The following is an 18315-nucleotide window of genomic DNA, read 5'->3' as shown; positions in this document are numbered from 1 at the left end:
TAACCAATCAGACACGACTGTCTCTTGTCTCTATAGTCTCCGAGCCACCATGCCAGATTGACTATCAGGTCTCGAAGGTAAGTCTGGGGCGACTGGCGACCTGTCGATTGATAACAATAGATTTGCTCATTGCATCTATTGTTCCCCTTTAGGCTCCGCACCCCACGGATCGATGAGGCGAAGCTGCTTATCCTTGAGTTGTGAGTAGCAATCCGGCAGGTCGAATCTCGCGAGCACGTTTGGCAATAGCGTCGAGAGTGGCCAGTCGTAGTGTTCGCTTTCGGCAATGTCAGAATATGAGGTCAACGAGTTTTTCAGTGTCACCTGTTTGACCTGATCCGACATCACAGCGGCGAACGTCGCTGCGAGTGCCCCCCATCCCCGGCCGACCAAATGAACATCCGTGTGACCGAGAGATGCCAGCCAATCGAGAACTCGCAGAACATCGAAGGTCTTCTGCCCAAGGTAGGGTCGATCCAACATCAGACTGTGAATCGCATAGAAATAATCGTTTCCATACGCGGTATGAAAGGAACCCGGATTACAAGTTTCCGGCAGGGATTCGCCGATGCCACGGACGTCACAGGCAAATACGGCGGAATCGGGTTCGGTCTTTATCACCTCGCGAATGAGTGGTTCGTCACGCAATTCGGCGTCGCTGGAAAGATGAGACACATACAAAATGGCCCGTTTCCCGGAACGAGGCGGACGCGAATGCCAACGCTCGCTGGTGAGACGATAGACAATCGCCTGAATACCCGGCTCAGTTTCGACGGTGTAAGCCATCGCATTCTTGGTCGGATATCCACGACTGACCAGATAATGCCAATTGCGATAATCCGGCGCGACCTTGCGTTTGGCATGTAGCTTCAACACATCAGCCACCGCACGTCGTAGAGATGCAACGTCATGGGGTTTGCGTTGAGATTCGAGTTGCTTCGATTTCTCGCGAGTGAATCCGAACACCGTTTTTGTGCCGTCGAGCGTGGCGACCTGGCCCTTCTCGGTGCACCACAACGTCTCATCCTTCTCGATGGTAATCTCCGGTTCCGCGGAAAACGCGACGTCGGTGGTTGTCGTGAGAGTACCGTCAAATTCTCGATCCGCACTGTCGGCGACCAGTCCACTTGCGTGGTTGAACCACGAGTACATCGCCTCGCGATTCTCCTGCGAAAAACCATGACCGGTCGGACCAACGAACAAAGCCACATTGTCTTCGGCATCCAACAGACGGTACAACTTTCGCAAGCGACCATAAGTCTCTTCGGCCCCGCGAACGTCGAAATAATCGCGTTCTTTGGCGAGAATGATCACCGGATGCGGAGCCATCGACGCCAGGAAGTCAGCGTGATCCAGTTTGAGTGTGAGAGCCCGCGGCGGGCATTGTTCGGTGTCTTGGGGTAGCTCATTCTCCATGTTGCGACGGAAGGTGGTGACGAAACAACTGGGGGCGGCCATCGTCCATCGCGGTTCCACACCACATAGCCATGTGGTCATCGTGCCGCCGCCGGAATTACCAGTCACGCCGACTCGCTGTTTGTCGACCTCGGGACGTGTCAGCAGATAATCCAGTGCCCGGATACCGTCCCACGCCCGCCACATTCCGAAGAACTCGCCTACCAAAAACTGCTGATTTCCGGCATGCAAGTGCTCACGGACGCCAACACCAACATGAGATGACAGATCATCCGTGACATACTGCAGCCGTTCACCTTGGCCAATGGGATCATAGATCAAGCACATGTAACCAAGCCGCGCCAACCCTTGCGCAAATGACTGATACGCTTTCTCGGCCTTTCCGTTCGAAGAATGACCACAGGTGCCGACCACTGCCGGCAGCGGTCCCGTTCGGTTCGTCGGGATATAGAGGTTCGCGGTGACTGGAAACCCGGGGCGACTCTCAAAGATGACGTTTTCAATGCGATAGCCGTCGCGTTCAATTGTCTTCGTCACCCGAGGATTCAGCGGCGTTCGCTTGGGTTCCGGTCCAAACGATGCACGGATACGAGCCCGCGCGTTTCGCACGTAGTTCTCTGCGTCGGCCTTGGTTTTTAGCTGGCTGAGGGCATTGATGTGACGACGATCCGATTGTCGCACCTGACCGACAAACCACTCTTGTACCATCCGTGGAAAGCGATTCATGGGCTCGAGTTCGTCGGCCGCAACCGCAGGGGACGAATTCGGCCACCCCAACAACGACAATCCCGTCGTACCGAAACCAATCGAAAACATCGCTTGTCGACGAGAGAGTTTCGAAGCTAACAGTCGCCCTTGGGGTGATTGATCGTCGATCATACGAAGGTCCACTTTCCACAGTTGAAGAATTCCGGCCGAGCCAATCGGCACGCCCGTGCCCGCGGTCCTCACGAGTCAGGTGCATCAACACTTTCGCATACGACTTCCCGAGATTCTAGTTTCGCGGACGAAACTCCTCGGAAATTACAGCACAAGCGTGACAGACCGGACGGATTCCCCTCCAAAACGTCCATCGAATTGTGTTTGTGATGCTTTGGGGACGGTTGTGGTGGAAAAGCAGACAAAAATGTCGCGATTTGGGGGTAACCTCGTCGAGGGAACTGCCATGTCCATAATAGCTATGACCGAAAAACCGACGAGTGATGATTCCCAAGTCGACGAAGCGCTACGGCGTGTTTCGCAAGGCGAAACGGGTGCGTTCGAGGTGATTTTGCGTCGATTTGAGCGTCCATTACGAGCGTGGTTGGCTGCTCATGTGCCATTGGGAGTGGACGTCGACGAGATCGCTCAACGCAGTTTCGTGGCGGCGTATTCGCGGTTGAACGAGTTCGAACTTGGAACAAACTTCGGTGCATGGTTGTTCACAATCGCTCGTTACCAACTGCAGACCGAAACCACACGATTGCGGCGGATCGCCGATTATCATGCTCGGTACGGCCCCGATTTGCTCCAACGGGAACTGGATCGACGGAGTGCGGATCCACCCGAGATGTGGACCATGCGGCTGAAGCATCTAGAAAGCTGTCTCAACACGCTTGGCGATGATCTGCGTCGTTATATCACTTGGCGTTATGATATTGAGATTCCACTCGAAGAGATGGCGGTACGTTGCGGGCGATCGGTACCGGCCGTCAAAAAACAGCTCTGGAAGATCAGACAGAAACTTCAACGCTGCGTCGAGACTCGAATGGCGGCCGCTGAAGGAGGTCGATCGTGAACGATCAGGATCGTTTTGCCGAATTATGGACCGACTATCTCGAAGGGGAGTTGGACGAGGGTGGTGTTGAGAGTCTTCGTCAGTTGTTAGCGACCGACTCGAACCTCGTCACACAAGCGGTTGATCTGTTGCAAACGCATCGACTGTTAGGACTGATCGCCGCGGAAGACCCCACGCGACAGGATGAGTTTGTTCGCGAGACCCTCGCTGAATTGCCGGATGGACAGGACGAGTTTGTCAGTCGTGTGATGTCGACGGTCGAACGAGTCAACATCCCCCAGGAACAACGAGATACCGATCGAGCATCCTCCCGCTGGTTCTGGATGACGACTTCGTTAATTCTGGTTGCAGGAGTGTTATGGGCCGTTTGGCCTTCCACGCCAACGAAGACTGTGACCGACGATTCACGGCCGAATTTTGGCCCGATCGACGGAAGTCACGTACAGCTGGCCAGCGTTGCACAGGCAAAGTTCTTCGGGGAATTGTCGCCGCCTGTTGGCTCCACGTTGACTTTGCAGCGTGAATACGTGTTGATGAGCGGGTTGATCAAAGTTGCATTTCCCACCGGGGCCTCAGCAATTTTGGAAGGTCCGGCTGTTTTTCGAATTGCATCCAACGACAGCCTGGCATTGGACGTTGGCAATTGTTCCGTGTATGCACCGGCAGGGGCCGAAGGCTTTCGGGTCGAGACGCCGGTCACTCGTGTCATCGACCGGGGAACGCGATTTACCGTCTATGTCGGTGAAACCAGCGAAACCGAAGTGCATGTCATCGAAGGTGCGGCTGACGTCTACGATACCGGCCGGAACAGTCCACCCTCTGAAGAAAGTCCGAAGTCAGTTGATGGGGGATCGTACAAGCGACTCACAGTAGGGCAAGCACGGCGATTCGTTGATCGGGGCACACTTGATACCGATACGGTCGATTTTGATGCCAGTTTCTATCGACACGAGTTGCCGGACCGTGTGATCTCTTATGAAGCCTTGCAGGCTTCAGACGGCGGTGCCGAGAACCTGAAAAGCGTGACCGTTCAGCGCGGCGGAAACGTGTATCGGCTCCCTGTCGAAGAGTTGATTTCGACACGGGTCACTTGGTTCAAAGGCTCAGAGCCTCGTGCGTTTTTGTGCGGCAACGAGTTATTGCCTGCGTCGCGATTGGATTTTCTATCGGATGCCAGCCTGGTGACCGGTGTGATCAATCCCGATGGCAGCCACGAACCACTCACGACCGATCCCGTCATGACGGGTGAAAACGGAACACCGGGTATGGCGGTTCGCTTCGAACGGCCGGTCGTCAACGGCCCGGGTGCGGATGTTGTGTTCTTCGAACTGCAGACGTTTGTGAACCCCTCGGAAGGGGATGCGTTTCACGTCAGTCCGCTGTCGTTTCGTGACGGGCTAAAGTCTCACACGATTCGAAAGTACGACCTCACGATGGAGTCGACGGAAGCTCAAGACCTAACGAACTTCTATGTCCACTTTATTAGTCAATCGGTCGAATCGCCCAGTCAACTCGATGGACGCGAATATACATCGCAGCAACAGAGCGTGAGATTCCGGGGATTGGCGGTTGGGATTGACTTGTCCGACCTTGGATATCGTAATGGTGAGACGGTCGACGGTTTATTCTTTCAAGACGCATTAGACGATGGGCACCGTGTTGATCCGGTGTTCGTAGCCGGTCTGCCGGAGATAAAATAAACATGCGAGATACACAGAACCAATTCAAACTTGGGTCCGTAGTCCGGTCTGATGTTTCAGAGCGGAAACTCGGCTCATGTTTTGTTTCATTCGTCGCGATCTTCAGTATCGTGTTGGCCGCCGACACGTTCGGTCAGGAACGCGATGCTTTTGAAAAGTTCGTCCGTCCGACGTTGGTCAGTCATTGCATTCAATGTCATGGCGAGACGAAACAAGAAGGCGGACTGCGACTGACATCGTTGGAAAGTCTGCTCGCAGGTGGCGACTCCGGTCCGGCGATTGTGCCCGGTCAGCCCGATGAAAGCTTGCTGCTCGAAGCGCTACGTTACGAATCGTTCGAGATGCCACCGACCGAGCAATTGGACGAGAAAGTGATCGCAGGAATCACGGAGTGGGTATCCGCTGGTTCGAAGTGGCCCAACGGTCTTGTGCTCAAACCGACTCCGAAGATTACCGAGAAAGATCGCGACTGGTGGTGTTATCAACCGGTCGCTAATCCGCCCGTGCCCGATGTCGACGACCAGGGTTGGTGTCGCAACGAAATTGACCACTTCATTTTCGACCGACTCACCCGCGAAGGCATGACACCATCCGCAGAGGCGGAACTCAGCCAACTTGCCCGCCGAGTTCACTTTGCCCTCACAGGTTTGCCACCAACCGAGAAACTGGCAAAGTCCCTCGCGGCAACGTCTTCTACGGCGGCATCGGACCGGTATGAAACCCTGATCGACCAATTGCTCGACGACCCCGCCTACGGAGAGAATCAAGCACGGTTCTGGCTCGACCTGGTCCGCTACGCCGATTCCGACGGCTACAACGCGGATCACGCCCGTCCCGAAGCACACCATTACCGAGACTATGTCATCCGGTCATTCAACCAAGATAAGCCATACGATCGATTCGTGATGGAACAGTTGGCCGGTGATGAAATTGACCCGGGTAACCGGGATGCGTTAATCGGCACGATGTACCTGCGACATTGGATTTACGAATACAACCAACGAGATGTCGAAGGTCAATGGGCGCAAATTATCAATGACGTCACAGAAACGACAGCCGACGTGTTTTTGGCGCAAGGGCTGAAGTGTGCCCGCTGTCACGATCACAAGTTCGACCCGCTGTTGCAAAAAGACTTTTACGGTCTGAGAGCTTTCTTCGAACCGCTGCTTCCACGGGAAGACCAACCGGTGGCCGATGTCGAAACACGAGCGAAATATCTGGAACAACAACGCATCTGGGAAGCGGCGACGGAGGACATTCGACAACGACTCCACGAGATCGAAACACCCGCATTGTTGAAACATGCCGGCGGGCAGGGATTCGATAAATTCACCAAGGAGATTCAATCGTTCGTTTCGAGTCGGCGTCATGAGATCAGTCCTTATCAGTATCAGATCGCGTCGCTGACGATGAACCAACTCGTGCTGAATCCTGAAAAGCTGCCCGAGTGGTTGGACAAATCGCTGGAAGCGGAACGTCAACAGTTGCGAAAGAAGTTGGCCGAGTTCGACCATCTCAAACCGAAACCGTTGCCGACGGTCAAGTTTGTGGCTAGCGATGTCGGGCCGATCGCTCCGCCAACAGTCATTCCCGATATGCCGAATTCGTCGCCGATTGCACCGGCGTTCCCGGTCATCTTGGATGGGGAACCGGCAACGATCGAACCGCCTCACGAAGCCTTGCAATCGACTGGCCGACGGACTGCATTGGCTCGTTGGATCGCTAGCGAAAACAACCCGCTGACGGCTCGTGTCATTGTCAATCGCGTGTGGCAACAACATTTTGGTCGCGGACTTGTCGATACCAGCAGCGACTTCGGGCAACTCGGCACACCGCCGTCGCATCCCGAACTACTCGACTGGCTCGCACGGCGGTTTATGGCGGACGGGTGGAGTTTCAAGAAGCTTCACCGTCTGATTCTCACGTCGGCCACGTATCGCCAATCTTCCGAACAACGAAGCGATCAAAACTACGCAACGCTCGATCCGCAGAATGTTTTACTATGGCGGATGAACTCTCGCCGACTCTCTGGCGAGGAAATCCACGATTGTGTTTTGTCGGCTAGCGGAGAACTTAGTTCGGGGAAACGTGCCATCTATAAAACGGTCAAACGCAATGCCCTCGATCCGCTGTTGGCGGCCTTCGATTTTCCAGATCGCGTGGAGAGTCAGTGCAAGCGATACCGCACAACGACCGCTCCTCAATCGCTGTTGATGATGAACAATCCCTGGTTGCATGATCGCGCCAAAACAATGGTGACACGCAGCTCGGCCGACAGCAATGAAGCGTTAGTTCGAGCCGCGTATCAAAAGGCGTATTTCCGCGAACCGACTCACGAGGAACTTCAACAAGCCGAATCGTTTCTGCACGCTTATGAATCAATCACACCGGAAGCGAAACAACCGAAGCGATTGGCCAAACTTCCTGACGGCAGACCGGCAATCACACTCGACCCGAAACAACCAACCTCGATTCAAGTTCCGCCAATCAACGAGTTGCAGAACGAGCCTGAAACTGGCGACTTCACACTCGAAGCCACCGTGATGCTGCGTTCGCTGTACCCTGATGCCTCGGTTCGCACGATTGCAACGAATTGGACCGGTAAAAACTCTGACCGTGGTTGGTCGTTGGGGGTGACGTCGACGAAGAGTGCCTACAAGCCACGCAATCTCATCTTGCAACTCATTGGTTCGCGAGACAGCAAGGAAAGCAAACCCGAGTATGAAGTCGTAGCTTCCAATCTCCGGCTCGATTTGAATAAGCCGTACCGCGTGGCGGTTTCGATCGACCTGGACGACGCATCGAAGTCGGGCATCACTTTTTACTTGTTAGACCTCTCCGTACCGAATGCCAAACCGCAAGTTGCCCACGTTGCTCATCAAGCCCGTTGGAATGTGCAAACCGATCGCTCGATTGAAATCGGCGGACGATCCAAACATCACACATGGGACGGCTTGATCCATAACGTTCGTTTGCATCAGGCTGCTCTGCACAGTGATGACATATTTACCCAGAACGTCAATATCGTTCCGCAAAAGCGTGACGAGATCGATTCTCGGTTGCTGTTCGACCTGCAATTTTCTAACGAAGACCAGTTAGGTCGCGATGAGTCTGGTCATAAGCGACATGCAGTTGTCAAATTCGCCAATGCGGACGTGCAGTCTTCCCGCGATCGTGCTCGTGTGGCGTTGCTTCATACAATCCTTTGTTCCAACGAGATGATCTATGTTGACTAATCATTCTATCGACAACAGGTTGTCGCGTCGCGAACTGCTCACGCAGACCGGCGGTGGTTTTGGTGCTTTGGCATTAGCCAGCATGTTGCCCCAGCAGTCTGCGGAAGCGGCAAAGCGTGCCGCTCCTGCGTCGCTGGCGGCTAAGCTGGCCAATCGGCCGGGACGCGCGAAGAGTGTCATTTTTCTCTTCATGGATGGCGGACCAAGCCACTTAGACACCTTCGATCCCAAGCCGGCACTAGACAAGTTAGCGGGGAAACCGATCCCGGAAAGTTTCGGTCGGGTGATCACCGCGATGGGCGAGTTCGATTCGCCGATCTTGGCCTCCAAACGGAAATGGAAACAACATGGAGAAGGGGGCCTGTGGATCTCGGATTGGCTCCCCCATACGGCGGAAATGGCCGACGAGTTGGCTGTCATTCGATCCTGCTGGACCAACGGCATCAACCACTCAGGCGGCATCTGCCAGATGAACACCGGCTCGCAGTTCGCCGGCCGCCCGTCGCTGGGAAGTTGGGTGACTTATGGTTTGGGAACGGAGAACGAAAACCTGCCCGCGTTTGTCGTCATGCAAGAAGGCAGCGGTCGGGTGATCAACGGCGCTCGCAATTGGGGTGCGGGATTCATGCCGGCGGTTTATCAGGGAACGACGATGCAAAAGGAAGGGCCGCCGTTTGCCAATTTGGTCCCACCGAAGCACGTCGCCACACCGCAACAACGCATGGAACTCGATTTTCTGAAACAGCTTAATCAGCAGCATGCTTCCACGCGTGAGGACAACTCCGATCTCGATGCACGCATCCGCAGTTTCGAGTTGGCGTTCCAGATGCAATCGCATGCTCCCGAGGCGGTCGATTTGTCCCAAGAATCGGAAGCAACGCAAAAGCTCTATGGACTCGACAACAAACAAACCGCTCCCTACGGACGCAATCTGTTGATGGCTCGTCGGTTGGTCGAACGTGGCGTTCGGTTCGTGCAATGCTATCACGGTGCAGGTAGCAAATGGGATGCGCACTCCAACATCGAATCCAATCACACTCGGATGTGTGGCGGGATGGATCTGCCGGTCGCGGGCCTGTTGAAAGACTTGCGACAACGCGGGTTGTTAGACGAAACCTTAGTCGTCTGGGGCGGTGAATTCGGACGCACGCCGATGAGCGAAAAAGGCGATGGCCGCGATCACAACCCCACAGGATTTACGATGTGGATGGCCGGTGGTGGTGTGCAAGGCGGCCGAGCCTACGGAACGACCGACGAAGTGGGACTCCACGCCGTCGAGGACCGCCTGCACGTTCATGACATCCATTCCACGATTTTGCATTTGATGGGCTTGGACCACAAGAAATTAGTGTTCGTCCATAAAGGTCGCCCGGAACGAATCGATCAGAATGAAGGTCGAGTTTTCAAAGATATTGCTGCCTCGTAAGTCGTCGCCCACCCCACGACATCTCGCCCACACTCAACTCGTTCATCCCACCGAAGCTCCGAAAATGCCAAGCCGATTCGCTGCCATCGCTGCATGTGCGCTGCTTTGTCTCGTACACCCCGCAGTCGCTCAAGACGACCACCACACAGATGACGTCGCCCGCTGGGACTTCGACACCGAAGAAACGACTCCGATTCGTGTACGGGGGAGTGTGCAACGCGATCAAGCGGGACCACGCCCACCGGAGTTTCCCGAGTTATCCCCAGCGAACACTGCAATCAAGCTGGATGCCTCCGGTTTTCTCTCGATTTCGGATACCGGGCCCGAGAGCAAATTCGACTTTACCAATGGCGACGCGATCACCTTGGAAGCTTGGGTCAATCCAAGCAATATCCAGAACGGGCAACCGCAATACATCATCGGTAAAGGCCGCACGACATCGCCGAAATTTGCTCGCGACAACCAAAACTGGGCGTTGCGAATTATGGGGCAAGCGGGCCAAGCACGAGTCAATTTTCTGTTTGCATCGAAATTGGCAAGCAGTGATCGGCATTGGCATCGCTGGACATCAAAGGATGGTTTTCCCGTTTCGACAGGTTGGCATCATATCGCCGTCACTTACAAGTTTGGAGAACCGGATTCGATCCGTGGTTGGGTCAACGGGAAACCGACGGATGGCACTTGGGACATGGGTGGGCCCACCAAGAAGCCACCCGTGGTCGACGATGACGAAGTTCGCATCGGCGAAAGGTTCGCGGGCATGCTGGATGCGGTTGCAATCCATCGTCGAGTGTTAGACGACAAAACACTTGCCGACCGGTTCAAACGCGTCGGTAAAGAACGTGTCGTTAGACTCGCACCAGAAGTGATGCCCGACCTCGGCGATATCCCTCCGGGAAAAGTTCTTTACCAAATCAGCGAAAGTATGCCGGCGGGAAATCGCTGGCTGTACGAGAGCGAATCTTGGCCCAACGAGACGACACGCTGGTACGGCGATGCATTTTTGCTGCCGAGAATTCCAGTGCGGTACGACGATTGGGGAATCCGCACCAGTTGGCAGGCACCGCTGCTGCTACGCATTGCGGGTGACGTGGAACTTCCGGCTGGCCAACATCGATTTCTCACGAGAGTTCGTTCATTAAGTCGCTTGTGGATCGATGGGAAACTCGTCCATCGAACGAAAACCGTTCGTAATCGGGGCGGTAACCTGGAACCGATTGTCCCGATCCCAAAGCCACTCGTAGAGAACGCACGTCTGCTACCGTTCCCCCAACAGGAAGCCTTCACCGAATTCGAAATTCCCGCGGCGAACCAAGCCGGGCCAAGGAAAGTTCGAGTCGTTTTGGAACTTCTCGTCGGTGGAAATGGTGATCGCACGGAGTCGGGTGAAGTGTGTGTGGCCATGCAACCGGAAGGTGAAGGGCCGCTATTCGTATTAACCGGCAATCCCTCGTCTTCATTGCTACTGACCGACGCAGCCGTCGAATCGGAATTGCGGAAAATCGAGTCGTCTCTAGTATCCTTTGAAGACGCAACCCGACGTGCCGCAGCGACATCGCAAGACGAATACTGGGAACGCAGACATCAGCTTGCCCGAGAATCACTGGCAACGCAAAACGTCTCGGTTCAACAATCCAATGTGCATCCGGTTGATCAATTCATTGCCGAGAAGATTTCAGCGGCCGCGCGTCAAGCGGAGAAGACAGACGCGAAAGAAGCCCAGCATTTCCACACTCAAGTACTACCGATTCTGCGTGAACACTGTTTCCGCTGTCATGGTGAGAAGGAGCAGGGCGGTTTGCGACTGAATTCCCGGGCGGGTGTGTTGGGCCAGGGAGATTCGGAACTGCCCGCTGTCGTGCCCGGCGATCCCGATGGCAGTGAACTCATCGTTCGTGTGCGGGCCGGTGACATGCCACCGACCGAAGATGGACTTACGAAAGAGCAAATCGCCACTTTGGAAGCCTGGGTCAAAGATGGGGCCAAATGGCCGCAACCACCGTTAGAAGCCGAGTCGGTTGCGTTGGCACCGATCGTGGATGACGCGTCATTTTTGCGTCGGGTTTATCTCGATATTGTCGGAGTCGGACCGACCGAAGACGAAACTCGGGATTTTCTCGCAAGCAACGATCCGCACAAACGAGACAAGCTGATCGAACGGCTCTTGCAAGACGACCGCTATGCAGACCACTGGGTCAGTTTGTGGATGGACTTGTTGGCCGAGAATCCCACGTTGCTGAATCAATCGCTCAACTCGACGGGTCCGTTTCGCTGGTTTCTTTACGAATCCCTGCGTGATGGCAAGTCGTTCGACCGCATGGTGACAGAGTTGATCCTCATGCGTGGCAGCGCTCATGAAGGCGGTAGCGCAGGATTTGGGTTGGCCGGCGAAAACGATTCCCCAATGGCTGCCAAAGGCCACATTGTGGCATCGGCATTTCTCGCCATCGAATTGCAGTGTGCCCGTTGTCATGATTCGCCGTATCACAGCACAACGCAGGAAGACCTGTACTCGCTCGCTGCGATGTTGAATCGTAAGCAGCTCACTCCTCCTAAAACCAGCCGTGTCCCGGATGCGTTCTTCGAAGGCATCGGTCGCGAATCGCTCATTCAGGTCACCCTGAAGCCTGGCGTGCAGGTCGTACCGAAATGGCCGTTTGCATCGTTTACCGGTGTGGATGATGGACCGCATATCGACGCCATCATGCAGAAACCCACGGATACCCGCGAGCGTCTCGCCGCTTTGATCACGTCCCCGCGAAACGAGCGATTTCCGCAGGTGATTGTGAACCAAATTTGGAATCGTCTGATGGGAGCCGGACTCGTCCAACCCGTTAACGATTGGGAAGGGAAAACGGCGAGCCATCCCGAGTTGTTGAAATGGTTAGCCGCGGAGTTTGTTCGGAATGATTACGATTTGCGTCACGTCTTGCAGCGGATCATGACGTCCGATGCTTACCAGCGAAAGGCCGTTGGTCGGAACCAGCAAGCGTCGGCTGACCAACGATTCTTCAATGCTCCCGATCCACGACGACTCACGGCGGAACAGGTGGTGGATTCGCTATTTGCCGCAACGGGTCGCCGGATGAATACTGGAGAATTGACATTCACGCATGACGGTGCCGAACCGATACACTCGCGTCAAACCTTGGGTTGGCCAAGACGATCGTGGATGTTCGCGGGACTGAACAACGAACGCGACCGCCCAAGTTTATCGCTACCACGGGCTCAGCCGATCGTCGATGTGCTGGAGGCATTTGGATGGACCGGGACCAGACAACAGCCAATCGTCGAACGCGAGACCGATCCGAACGTGCTGCAACCAGGAATTCTCGCCAACGGCACACTTTCCATGTCTCTGACGCGGGCAGCGGATCAAAGCGAGTTGGCGGAACTGGCAATCGAGGCCGAATCTCCCGAAGAACTATTGGAATCGCTGTTCCTACGGTTCCGTTCGCGATACCCCAATAAGAACGAACAAGCCGACTTTCTTCCCGCACTCGCTGCCGGTTTCGAAGATCGCATTCTTCCGAAAGACCAAGTCCAACGACCGACACCGCTGCCACCACTGCCGAGAGCGACATGGACCAACCACTTGGTGCCCGAAGCCAACGAGATTCAAGAAGAATGGCAACGCCGTGTGCTGCGAGGACCGGCGGTCGATCCGCGAATTCGTGCTTCATGGCGGCAGGTGTATGAAGATGTCATCTGGAGTCTCGTCAACGACCGTGATTTCGTCTGGGTCCCTTAAGCCGTATCGCGGTTCAAAAGAGTTCTATTACTGCACTAGTAAAATTCGTCCAAACCACACAAGGACAATCTCGAATGGATAGAACGTCTCGACGTCAGTTCCTAGGCACAGCCGCCGCGACTACCGGCGCACTGAGTCTCCCGATCTTCGCTCGGGCGGCTGAACAACAACCGTTGCTTCGGGGACAAGCTGAGCATGTGATTTCGATCTGGCTGGGTGGTGGAATGGGCCAGATCGACACCTTCGATCCGAAAGCCAAGGGAGACCCGAAAACTAGAAAGCCCGGCGCTTACTACAACGCAATCGACACTGCAGTCGATAACGTTCAAGTCTGCGAGCATCTGGGAAATCTCGCGAACGTCATGGATCGAGTCACGGCTGTTCGCACGGTGAATCATGATGTCATCGACGAGCATGCCGCCGCGACCAATCGGATGCACACCGGGCGTGCGATCAGTGGCACGGTGACCTATCCATCGTTGGGGTCGCTGGTCGTCCACGAACGCGGTCCGATGAACGAAGCCGCTCCGCCGTATGTTCTCATCGGTTATCCGAATGTCACCCGCGGTCCAGGCTTTCTCGGAGCCAAGTACGGTTATCTATATCTCACGGAAACCGGCCGAGGCCCAGCAGGTCTCTCCCGGCCGGACGGTATCACCGACGCCCGGCAAAGTCGCCGAGAACAGTTCCTCGCGACACTTCGCAAAAGTCGAAGCGCGACCGAAGTCGCTCAATTGCAGGACTACGATGACACGATTCAACAAAGCTTGAAACTGAGCAGCCCCAAGTTCAATCGTGTCTTCCAACTCGACGGCGAACCGGATGACTTGCGAAACCGTTACGGGGGCGAGTTCGGACAACGCTGCCTGCTCAGCCGTCGGTTGGTTGAACGTGGTGTGCGGTTCATTGAAGTCAGTCACAATTTGAACTTCTTGAACGGATCCGGCTGGGACGTTCACAACAGCGGGATCGTCAATCAGCACAAACTGATTCAAGAATTGGATACGGCTGTCTCGACGTTAATCACCGACCTTGAAAAGAAGAAACTCCTCGACAAGACACTCATTGTCATCACCAGCGAATTTGGTCGTCCACCCGAGTTCGATAGTGGCGGAGGACGTGGCCACCAAGGCTCGGCGTTTAGTTGCGTACTTGCCGGCGGCGGTTTGTCGCATCGTGGTGCATGGGGCCAGACTGATGATCTCGCCAAACGAATCGTTGCGGACCCGGTGGGCGTCCCTGATTTCTTCGCCACAATCTTCGCAGCTCTTGGAATCGACTACCACAAGAACCTCTACGACGGCGACCGCCCCGTACCCATCACCGATCGCGGAACACCGATCGCGAAACTATTGACGTAAGCAACAGCGTTGATACTGAGTTTCCATAGAAGCTTATCGCCTGATACTTCTTTAGAAGGTGAAAAGTTTGGCGATCCGGTAAGGTTCGTTCGCCGCAAGGTTTTTGCGTCTGAGATCGTTTCATATCTCGGACGCAGAAGACCATCACCGCGGTTAGGCTTGTCGGAGGGCAGGTACGATTTCGGTTCGTGCGGCGTGCCATGCTGGCGCGACTCCGGCGAGGATTCCTGTCGCCGCTGAGATCAAAACACCAGCGATCGCAAGCGACAAGGACGGAGTAAACGCAATTGTCACAGCTTCGGCACCGACCGAGAGGTTACTAATTGCCAACATTAGCATCGCAGCACCAACGCCAATCGTGCCCCCGACAACACTTAGAATCAGACTCTCCGTCATAACAAGCCCGAACACCTTCGGCCCGGAAAAACCGAGAGTCTGTAGGACTGCATGTTCTTTGATTCGATCCTGAACTGACATCACAGTTGTAGTCGCAACAAGCGCTAACACGAGCCCCACACAGGCGTACCCGAGATAGTGAGCCATCTCGATTAACTGGGCCAAGTCGCCCAACGCTTTGGCCTGAAAGACGCCTTTTGGTCGAGTATCAGTTTCCATCGGACCGCCTCGAAACAATTCGTCGATTTGCTTGCACTTTGCAACGGGGTCAACACCGCTGGCGAGTAGTACTTCGATCTGTGTCACAGTCCCGACTAGGTTCATCCCTTTGCCGCGTTGAAGAAACTCTAAATGGGAATAAATATAGTTCTCTTCCGCAGGGTCAGTGCTACTAAAGATCCCTGCAACGTTGACACTCAATTCACCGATCGAAAACTTATCACCAACCTGAATACCACGACGACGAGACACCGCCTGACCGACAACGGCCGCATCTTGATGCCCTTCAAAGTCGGCCCAACTCCCGGACACCAGTTTGAAGTCGCGGGCCTTTTGCAGTTTCTGCGGCGGGATTCCATAAAAGACGACAACATCGAGACTAGCCCGACAATTGTTCGTAAAAACCTGAACCGGCACAACTTCTCGTACGCCGTCGAGACTGGCGATTTTCCGTTCATAATCTTGTGGCAGATGACTCGTAGCCGGGCAGAACTTGTTCGCTTGAAAGGTAACCAGCGAACCTTTCGCAGCTTGCCGACGTTGTAAGTCGTCCATGCCTTCTTGGATTGATCCAACAAAAGAAAACACAAATAAGGCGACTGCAGATCCGCTAACTGTTAAAAGGGTTCGTGAGCGATGTCGCCATAGTGTTTTCAACGTCAACGGAAGAAACTTAATCATGGCTTCCCTCCCACGTTGTCTCAGCGACGACTGGCTCGAACAGTTCGCCGCCTGTTTGCACCAATTTCCCATGGTCGAGTTGGAATTGTTTATGGGCAATTTGTGCGGCTTCAGCGTCGTGGGTGACCATCAGCAATGTGACGTTCAGTTGTTGATTTAGTCGGCCCAACAGATCAAGAATTTGCTTCGAGGTTTCTGGGTCGAGGTCGCCGGTCGGTTCGTCAGCCACAACAACTTTCGGATGAGCAACAATAGCTCGGGCGATACCGACCCGCTGTTCCTGACCACCAGACATCTGACGTGGGTAATGGTCGGCCCGGTCAATTAAATCCACCGCTTGCAACGCAATCTCGACGCGTTTCTGTCGCTCGCTCCGTGACATCGGTAGCAGAAGCAAGGGCAACTCGACGTTCTCGTAGGCCGTCAGTACCGGAATCAAGTTGTGTGTCTGAAAGATGTATCCCAGGTTTTCCGCTCGCCAATTTGCGAGTTTCTTGCGGGAGAGTCCGGTGATCTCGGTACCGTCGATCACGATTCGCCCTCGGGTGGGTTTATCGATGCTTGCAATCAGATTCAATAAAGTCGATTTGCCCGTACCGCTGGCTCCCATCAAGGAAATGAATTCCCCTTGCTGGATATCCATCGACACATCATCCAACGGCGTGATCGACTCACCACCTTTGCGGTATTCTTTCGTGACGTTTCGAATCTCGATCAAAGCCATTATTCATCCGTTCTTTCGGGCATTCGATTCAACAATAGACTCTTTGCGTTCTCGCTACGACTCGGGCCGCCGACAGCCAAAGAAGAATCTTCCCCAGTCACTTCAATCCGTTGACCATCTTCGAGACCGTCGACACCGCTGACGATGAGACGACTGGTAGAATTGAGCCCTTGATCAATTGGAAGCAAAGCCCCCGATGCTGGGTGAGACGATTGAACGGCTACTCGACGCGCCACGCCTTCCGATTGATCCGCGACCCAGACATACGATCCACTTTCACTCTGCTGGACGAGTTGGCGAGGAACATACAGCTTCAACTCTTCAGACGGTTCTTTGAGTCGATCGGATTGTTCCGGAGCAAGAAAGGTGACATCCACCAGCATCTCGGGCTTCAACACGGCTGGCGGATCAGGAATGATGACTTTCACCTCGAGCGTATTTTTCTGAATGTCAGCTTCAGAGCTGACGAAAAGCACTTGCCCGACTAGCGTGGCTTCAAGAGCTGGATTGTCGATTTCGACGGGTTGGTTTAACGTCACCTTAGGAATATCTTCGAATCGCACATCGACCCGAATCTGTAGTTTCTCGGGTTGATACATCGTGACTACCGTGCTGCCGTCGTGCCCGGCCATTTGGGTCATTCCGCCACCAATCCGTGCTCCGGGATGAGCAATCAAGCGGAAGATTCGTCCGTCGACTGGCGCGGTGACCGTCATTCGGTCTAACCGCAACTTCGCCTCGGCTACCGCGACACGTGCCTGTTCGACACGTGCCTCTGCAGCCTTCATTTGTGCTGTCGCCGCTTCGACCGCTTGTGTCTCATCGACGAGAAGTTCCAATTGGGTTAGCAAGGCATCTCGTCGACTCGATAAGGAATCACGCTCGTTTTTTAGAGACGCTTCTCGCTGACGCAGTTCACTGACCAACGATTTGGCCGAAGTCAGCTTGCTTTTGGCAATATCAATTTTGACCTGGGCCACAACACCCTGCGATGTCACTTTTCCGTTGTGGTCTTGTTGCGCCGCTTCCTGATCGGCGATGGCACGTTGCAATTCGAAAGGCAAATTCTTCAGCAGTGTTTCCGTCCGTGCAAGTGCTGCTTCCGCTTCCCTGAGCGACGCTTCCAAGTGAACCGGTTGCGCAAATCGCGTTTTGGCGGCCTTCAGTTGGGATCTCGTCTCCTCGACCTCTGCTTCACGTAACTTCAAGTCTGCGAGGGCTCGGTCGTAGGCGAGTTTGGCATCGTCCCGAACGAGCTCGGCAACCGGTTCGCCGAATCTCACTTGTTGATCTTCGACGACCAGAAGTTTCTCCACAACGCCCGGTGCGAGCGCGGCAACACGCACCGGTGTCGGTCGTGGTTCAATCCAACCAGCGGCTTTGAATAACGGCGTACCTTCCCGTTGAACATCAGCAGTCGTCGAGATTACAGGCATCACGGTGACGCCCTTAGGCGGGAACACAATGTCCCACGATGCCCACGTGACTAACGAAAGGAAACCGAGAATCAACACCAACGGCAACACGTAGCGGGTTAGCAGTTGTCGTCGTCCGCGGAGATTTGGCCGCCTGCCGACACCAGAACGGTCAATCGCTAGTTCTCGAAGATCAACGGGAGAAGACATCAT

10 protein-coding genes are annotated in these 18315 nt (G+C 54.7%); 6 read left to right on the top strand and 4 right to left on the bottom strand.

Going from position 1 to position 18315, the window contains the following annotated elements; translation table 11 throughout:
• Positions 1-135: 135 nt before the first annotated feature.
• Positions 136-2295 (bottom strand): alpha/beta hydrolase, encoded by a 2160-nt coding sequence (locus AC5DDB_RS11210; protein ID WP_491739814.1) that lies wholly within the window; start codon positions 2293-2295, stop codon positions 136-138.
• A gap of 286 nt (positions 2296-2581) precedes the next feature.
• On the opposite strand from AC5DDB_RS11210, the gene AC5DDB_RS11205 reads away from it, so the two are divergent.
• The 6 genes from AC5DDB_RS11205 (at position 2582) to AC5DDB_RS11180 (ending at position 14667) form a co-directional block, all read left to right on the top strand.
• Entirely contained in the window at positions 2582-3193 is a 612-nt protein-coding gene (locus AC5DDB_RS11205) for a sigma-70 family RNA polymerase sigma factor (RefSeq protein WP_491739813.1), read from the top strand.
• Complete coding sequence (locus AC5DDB_RS11200; protein ID WP_491739812.1) at positions 3190-4893, top strand: FecR domain-containing protein; 1704 nt, start codon at positions 3190-3192, stop codon at positions 4891-4893. Before AC5DDB_RS11205 ends, AC5DDB_RS11200 begins: the two co-directional genes overlap by 4 nt.
• Positions 4894-4895: 2 nt before the next feature.
• Positions 4896-8129 carry a DUF1553 domain-containing protein gene (locus tag AC5DDB_RS11195; RefSeq protein WP_491739811.1) on the top strand — a complete coding sequence of 1078 codons (3234 nt, stop codon included), beginning with the start codon at positions 4896-4898 and terminating at the stop codon, positions 8127-8129.
• Positions 8119-9555 (top strand): DUF1501 domain-containing protein, encoded by a 1437-nt coding sequence (locus AC5DDB_RS11190; protein WP_491739810.1) that lies wholly within the window; start codon positions 8119-8121, stop codon positions 9553-9555. Before AC5DDB_RS11195 ends, AC5DDB_RS11190 begins: the two co-directional genes overlap by 11 nt.
• Positions 9518-13306, top strand: a complete 3789-nt coding sequence (locus AC5DDB_RS11185) for a DUF1553 domain-containing protein (RefSeq protein ID WP_491739809.1) — start codon at positions 9518-9520, stop codon at positions 13304-13306. Before AC5DDB_RS11190 ends, AC5DDB_RS11185 begins: the two co-directional genes overlap by 38 nt.
• Before the next feature lie 74 nt (positions 13307-13380).
• On the top strand, positions 13381-14667 hold the full coding sequence (locus tag AC5DDB_RS11180) for a DUF1501 domain-containing protein (protein WP_491739808.1): 1287 nt from the start codon (positions 13381-13383) through the stop codon (positions 14665-14667).
• A 153-nt stretch (positions 14668-14820) separates the two neighbouring features.
• Here the strand turns inward: AC5DDB_RS11180 and AC5DDB_RS11175 are convergent, their stop codons facing one another.
• From AC5DDB_RS11175 to AC5DDB_RS11165, 3 genes are read right to left on the bottom strand one after another with little or no spacing between them, the layout of a single operon-like run.
• Complete coding sequence (locus AC5DDB_RS11175) at positions 14821-15963, bottom strand: ABC transporter permease (RefSeq protein ID WP_491739807.1); 1143 nt, start codon at positions 15961-15963, stop codon at positions 14821-14823.
• Complete coding sequence (locus AC5DDB_RS11170; RefSeq protein WP_491739806.1) at positions 15956-16687, bottom strand: ABC transporter ATP-binding protein; 732 nt, start codon at positions 16685-16687, stop codon at positions 15956-15958. The genes AC5DDB_RS11175 and AC5DDB_RS11170 overlap by 8 nt, the downstream gene beginning before the upstream one ends.
• The gene (locus AC5DDB_RS11165) at positions 16687-18315 is read right to left on the bottom strand and encodes an efflux RND transporter periplasmic adaptor subunit (protein WP_491739805.1); all 1629 of its coding nucleotides are present in this window, start codon (positions 18313-18315) and stop codon (positions 16687-16689) included. Before AC5DDB_RS11165 ends, AC5DDB_RS11170 begins: the two co-directional genes overlap by 1 nt.

The organism is Thalassoroseus sp., assembly GCF_984380535.1.
Note: the sequence above shows the minus strand (reverse complement) of the source record. Positions and strands in the feature narration are given on the sequence as shown.

What these genes read in the sequence shown, in the direction of transcription:
- AC5DDB_RS11170 (WP_491739806.1), bottom strand. Translation starts at nt 16,687, where the DNA reads ATGGCTTTGATCGAGATTCGAAACGTCACGAAAGAATACCGCAAAGGT.
- AC5DDB_RS11195 (WP_491739811.1), top strand. Translation starts at nt 4,896, where the DNA reads ATGCGAGATACACAGAACCAATTCAAACTTGGGTCCGTAGTCCGGTCT.
- AC5DDB_RS11185 (WP_491739809.1), top strand. Translation starts at nt 9,518, where the DNA reads ATGAAGGTCGAGTTTTCAAAGATATTGCTGCCTCGTAAGTCGTCGCCC.
- AC5DDB_RS11205 (WP_491739813.1), top strand. Translation starts at nt 2,582, where the DNA reads ATGTCCATAATAGCTATGACCGAAAAACCGACGAGTGATGATTCCCAA.
- AC5DDB_RS11175 (WP_491739807.1), bottom strand. Translation starts at nt 15,963, where the DNA reads ATGATTAAGTTTCTTCCGTTGACGTTGAAAACACTATGGCGACATCGC.
- AC5DDB_RS11190 (WP_491739810.1), top strand. Translation starts at nt 8,119, where the DNA reads ATGTTGACTAATCATTCTATCGACAACAGGTTGTCGCGTCGCGAACTG.
- AC5DDB_RS11165 (WP_491739805.1), bottom strand. Translation starts at nt 18,315, where the DNA reads ATGATGTCTTCTCCCGTTGATCTTCGAGAACTAGCGATTGACCGTTCT.
- AC5DDB_RS11210 (WP_491739814.1), bottom strand. Translation starts at nt 2,295, where the DNA reads ATGATCGACGATCAATCACCCCAAGGGCGACTGTTAGCTTCGAAACTC.
- AC5DDB_RS11180 (WP_491739808.1), top strand. Translation starts at nt 13,381, where the DNA reads ATGGATAGAACGTCTCGACGTCAGTTCCTAGGCACAGCCGCCGCGACT.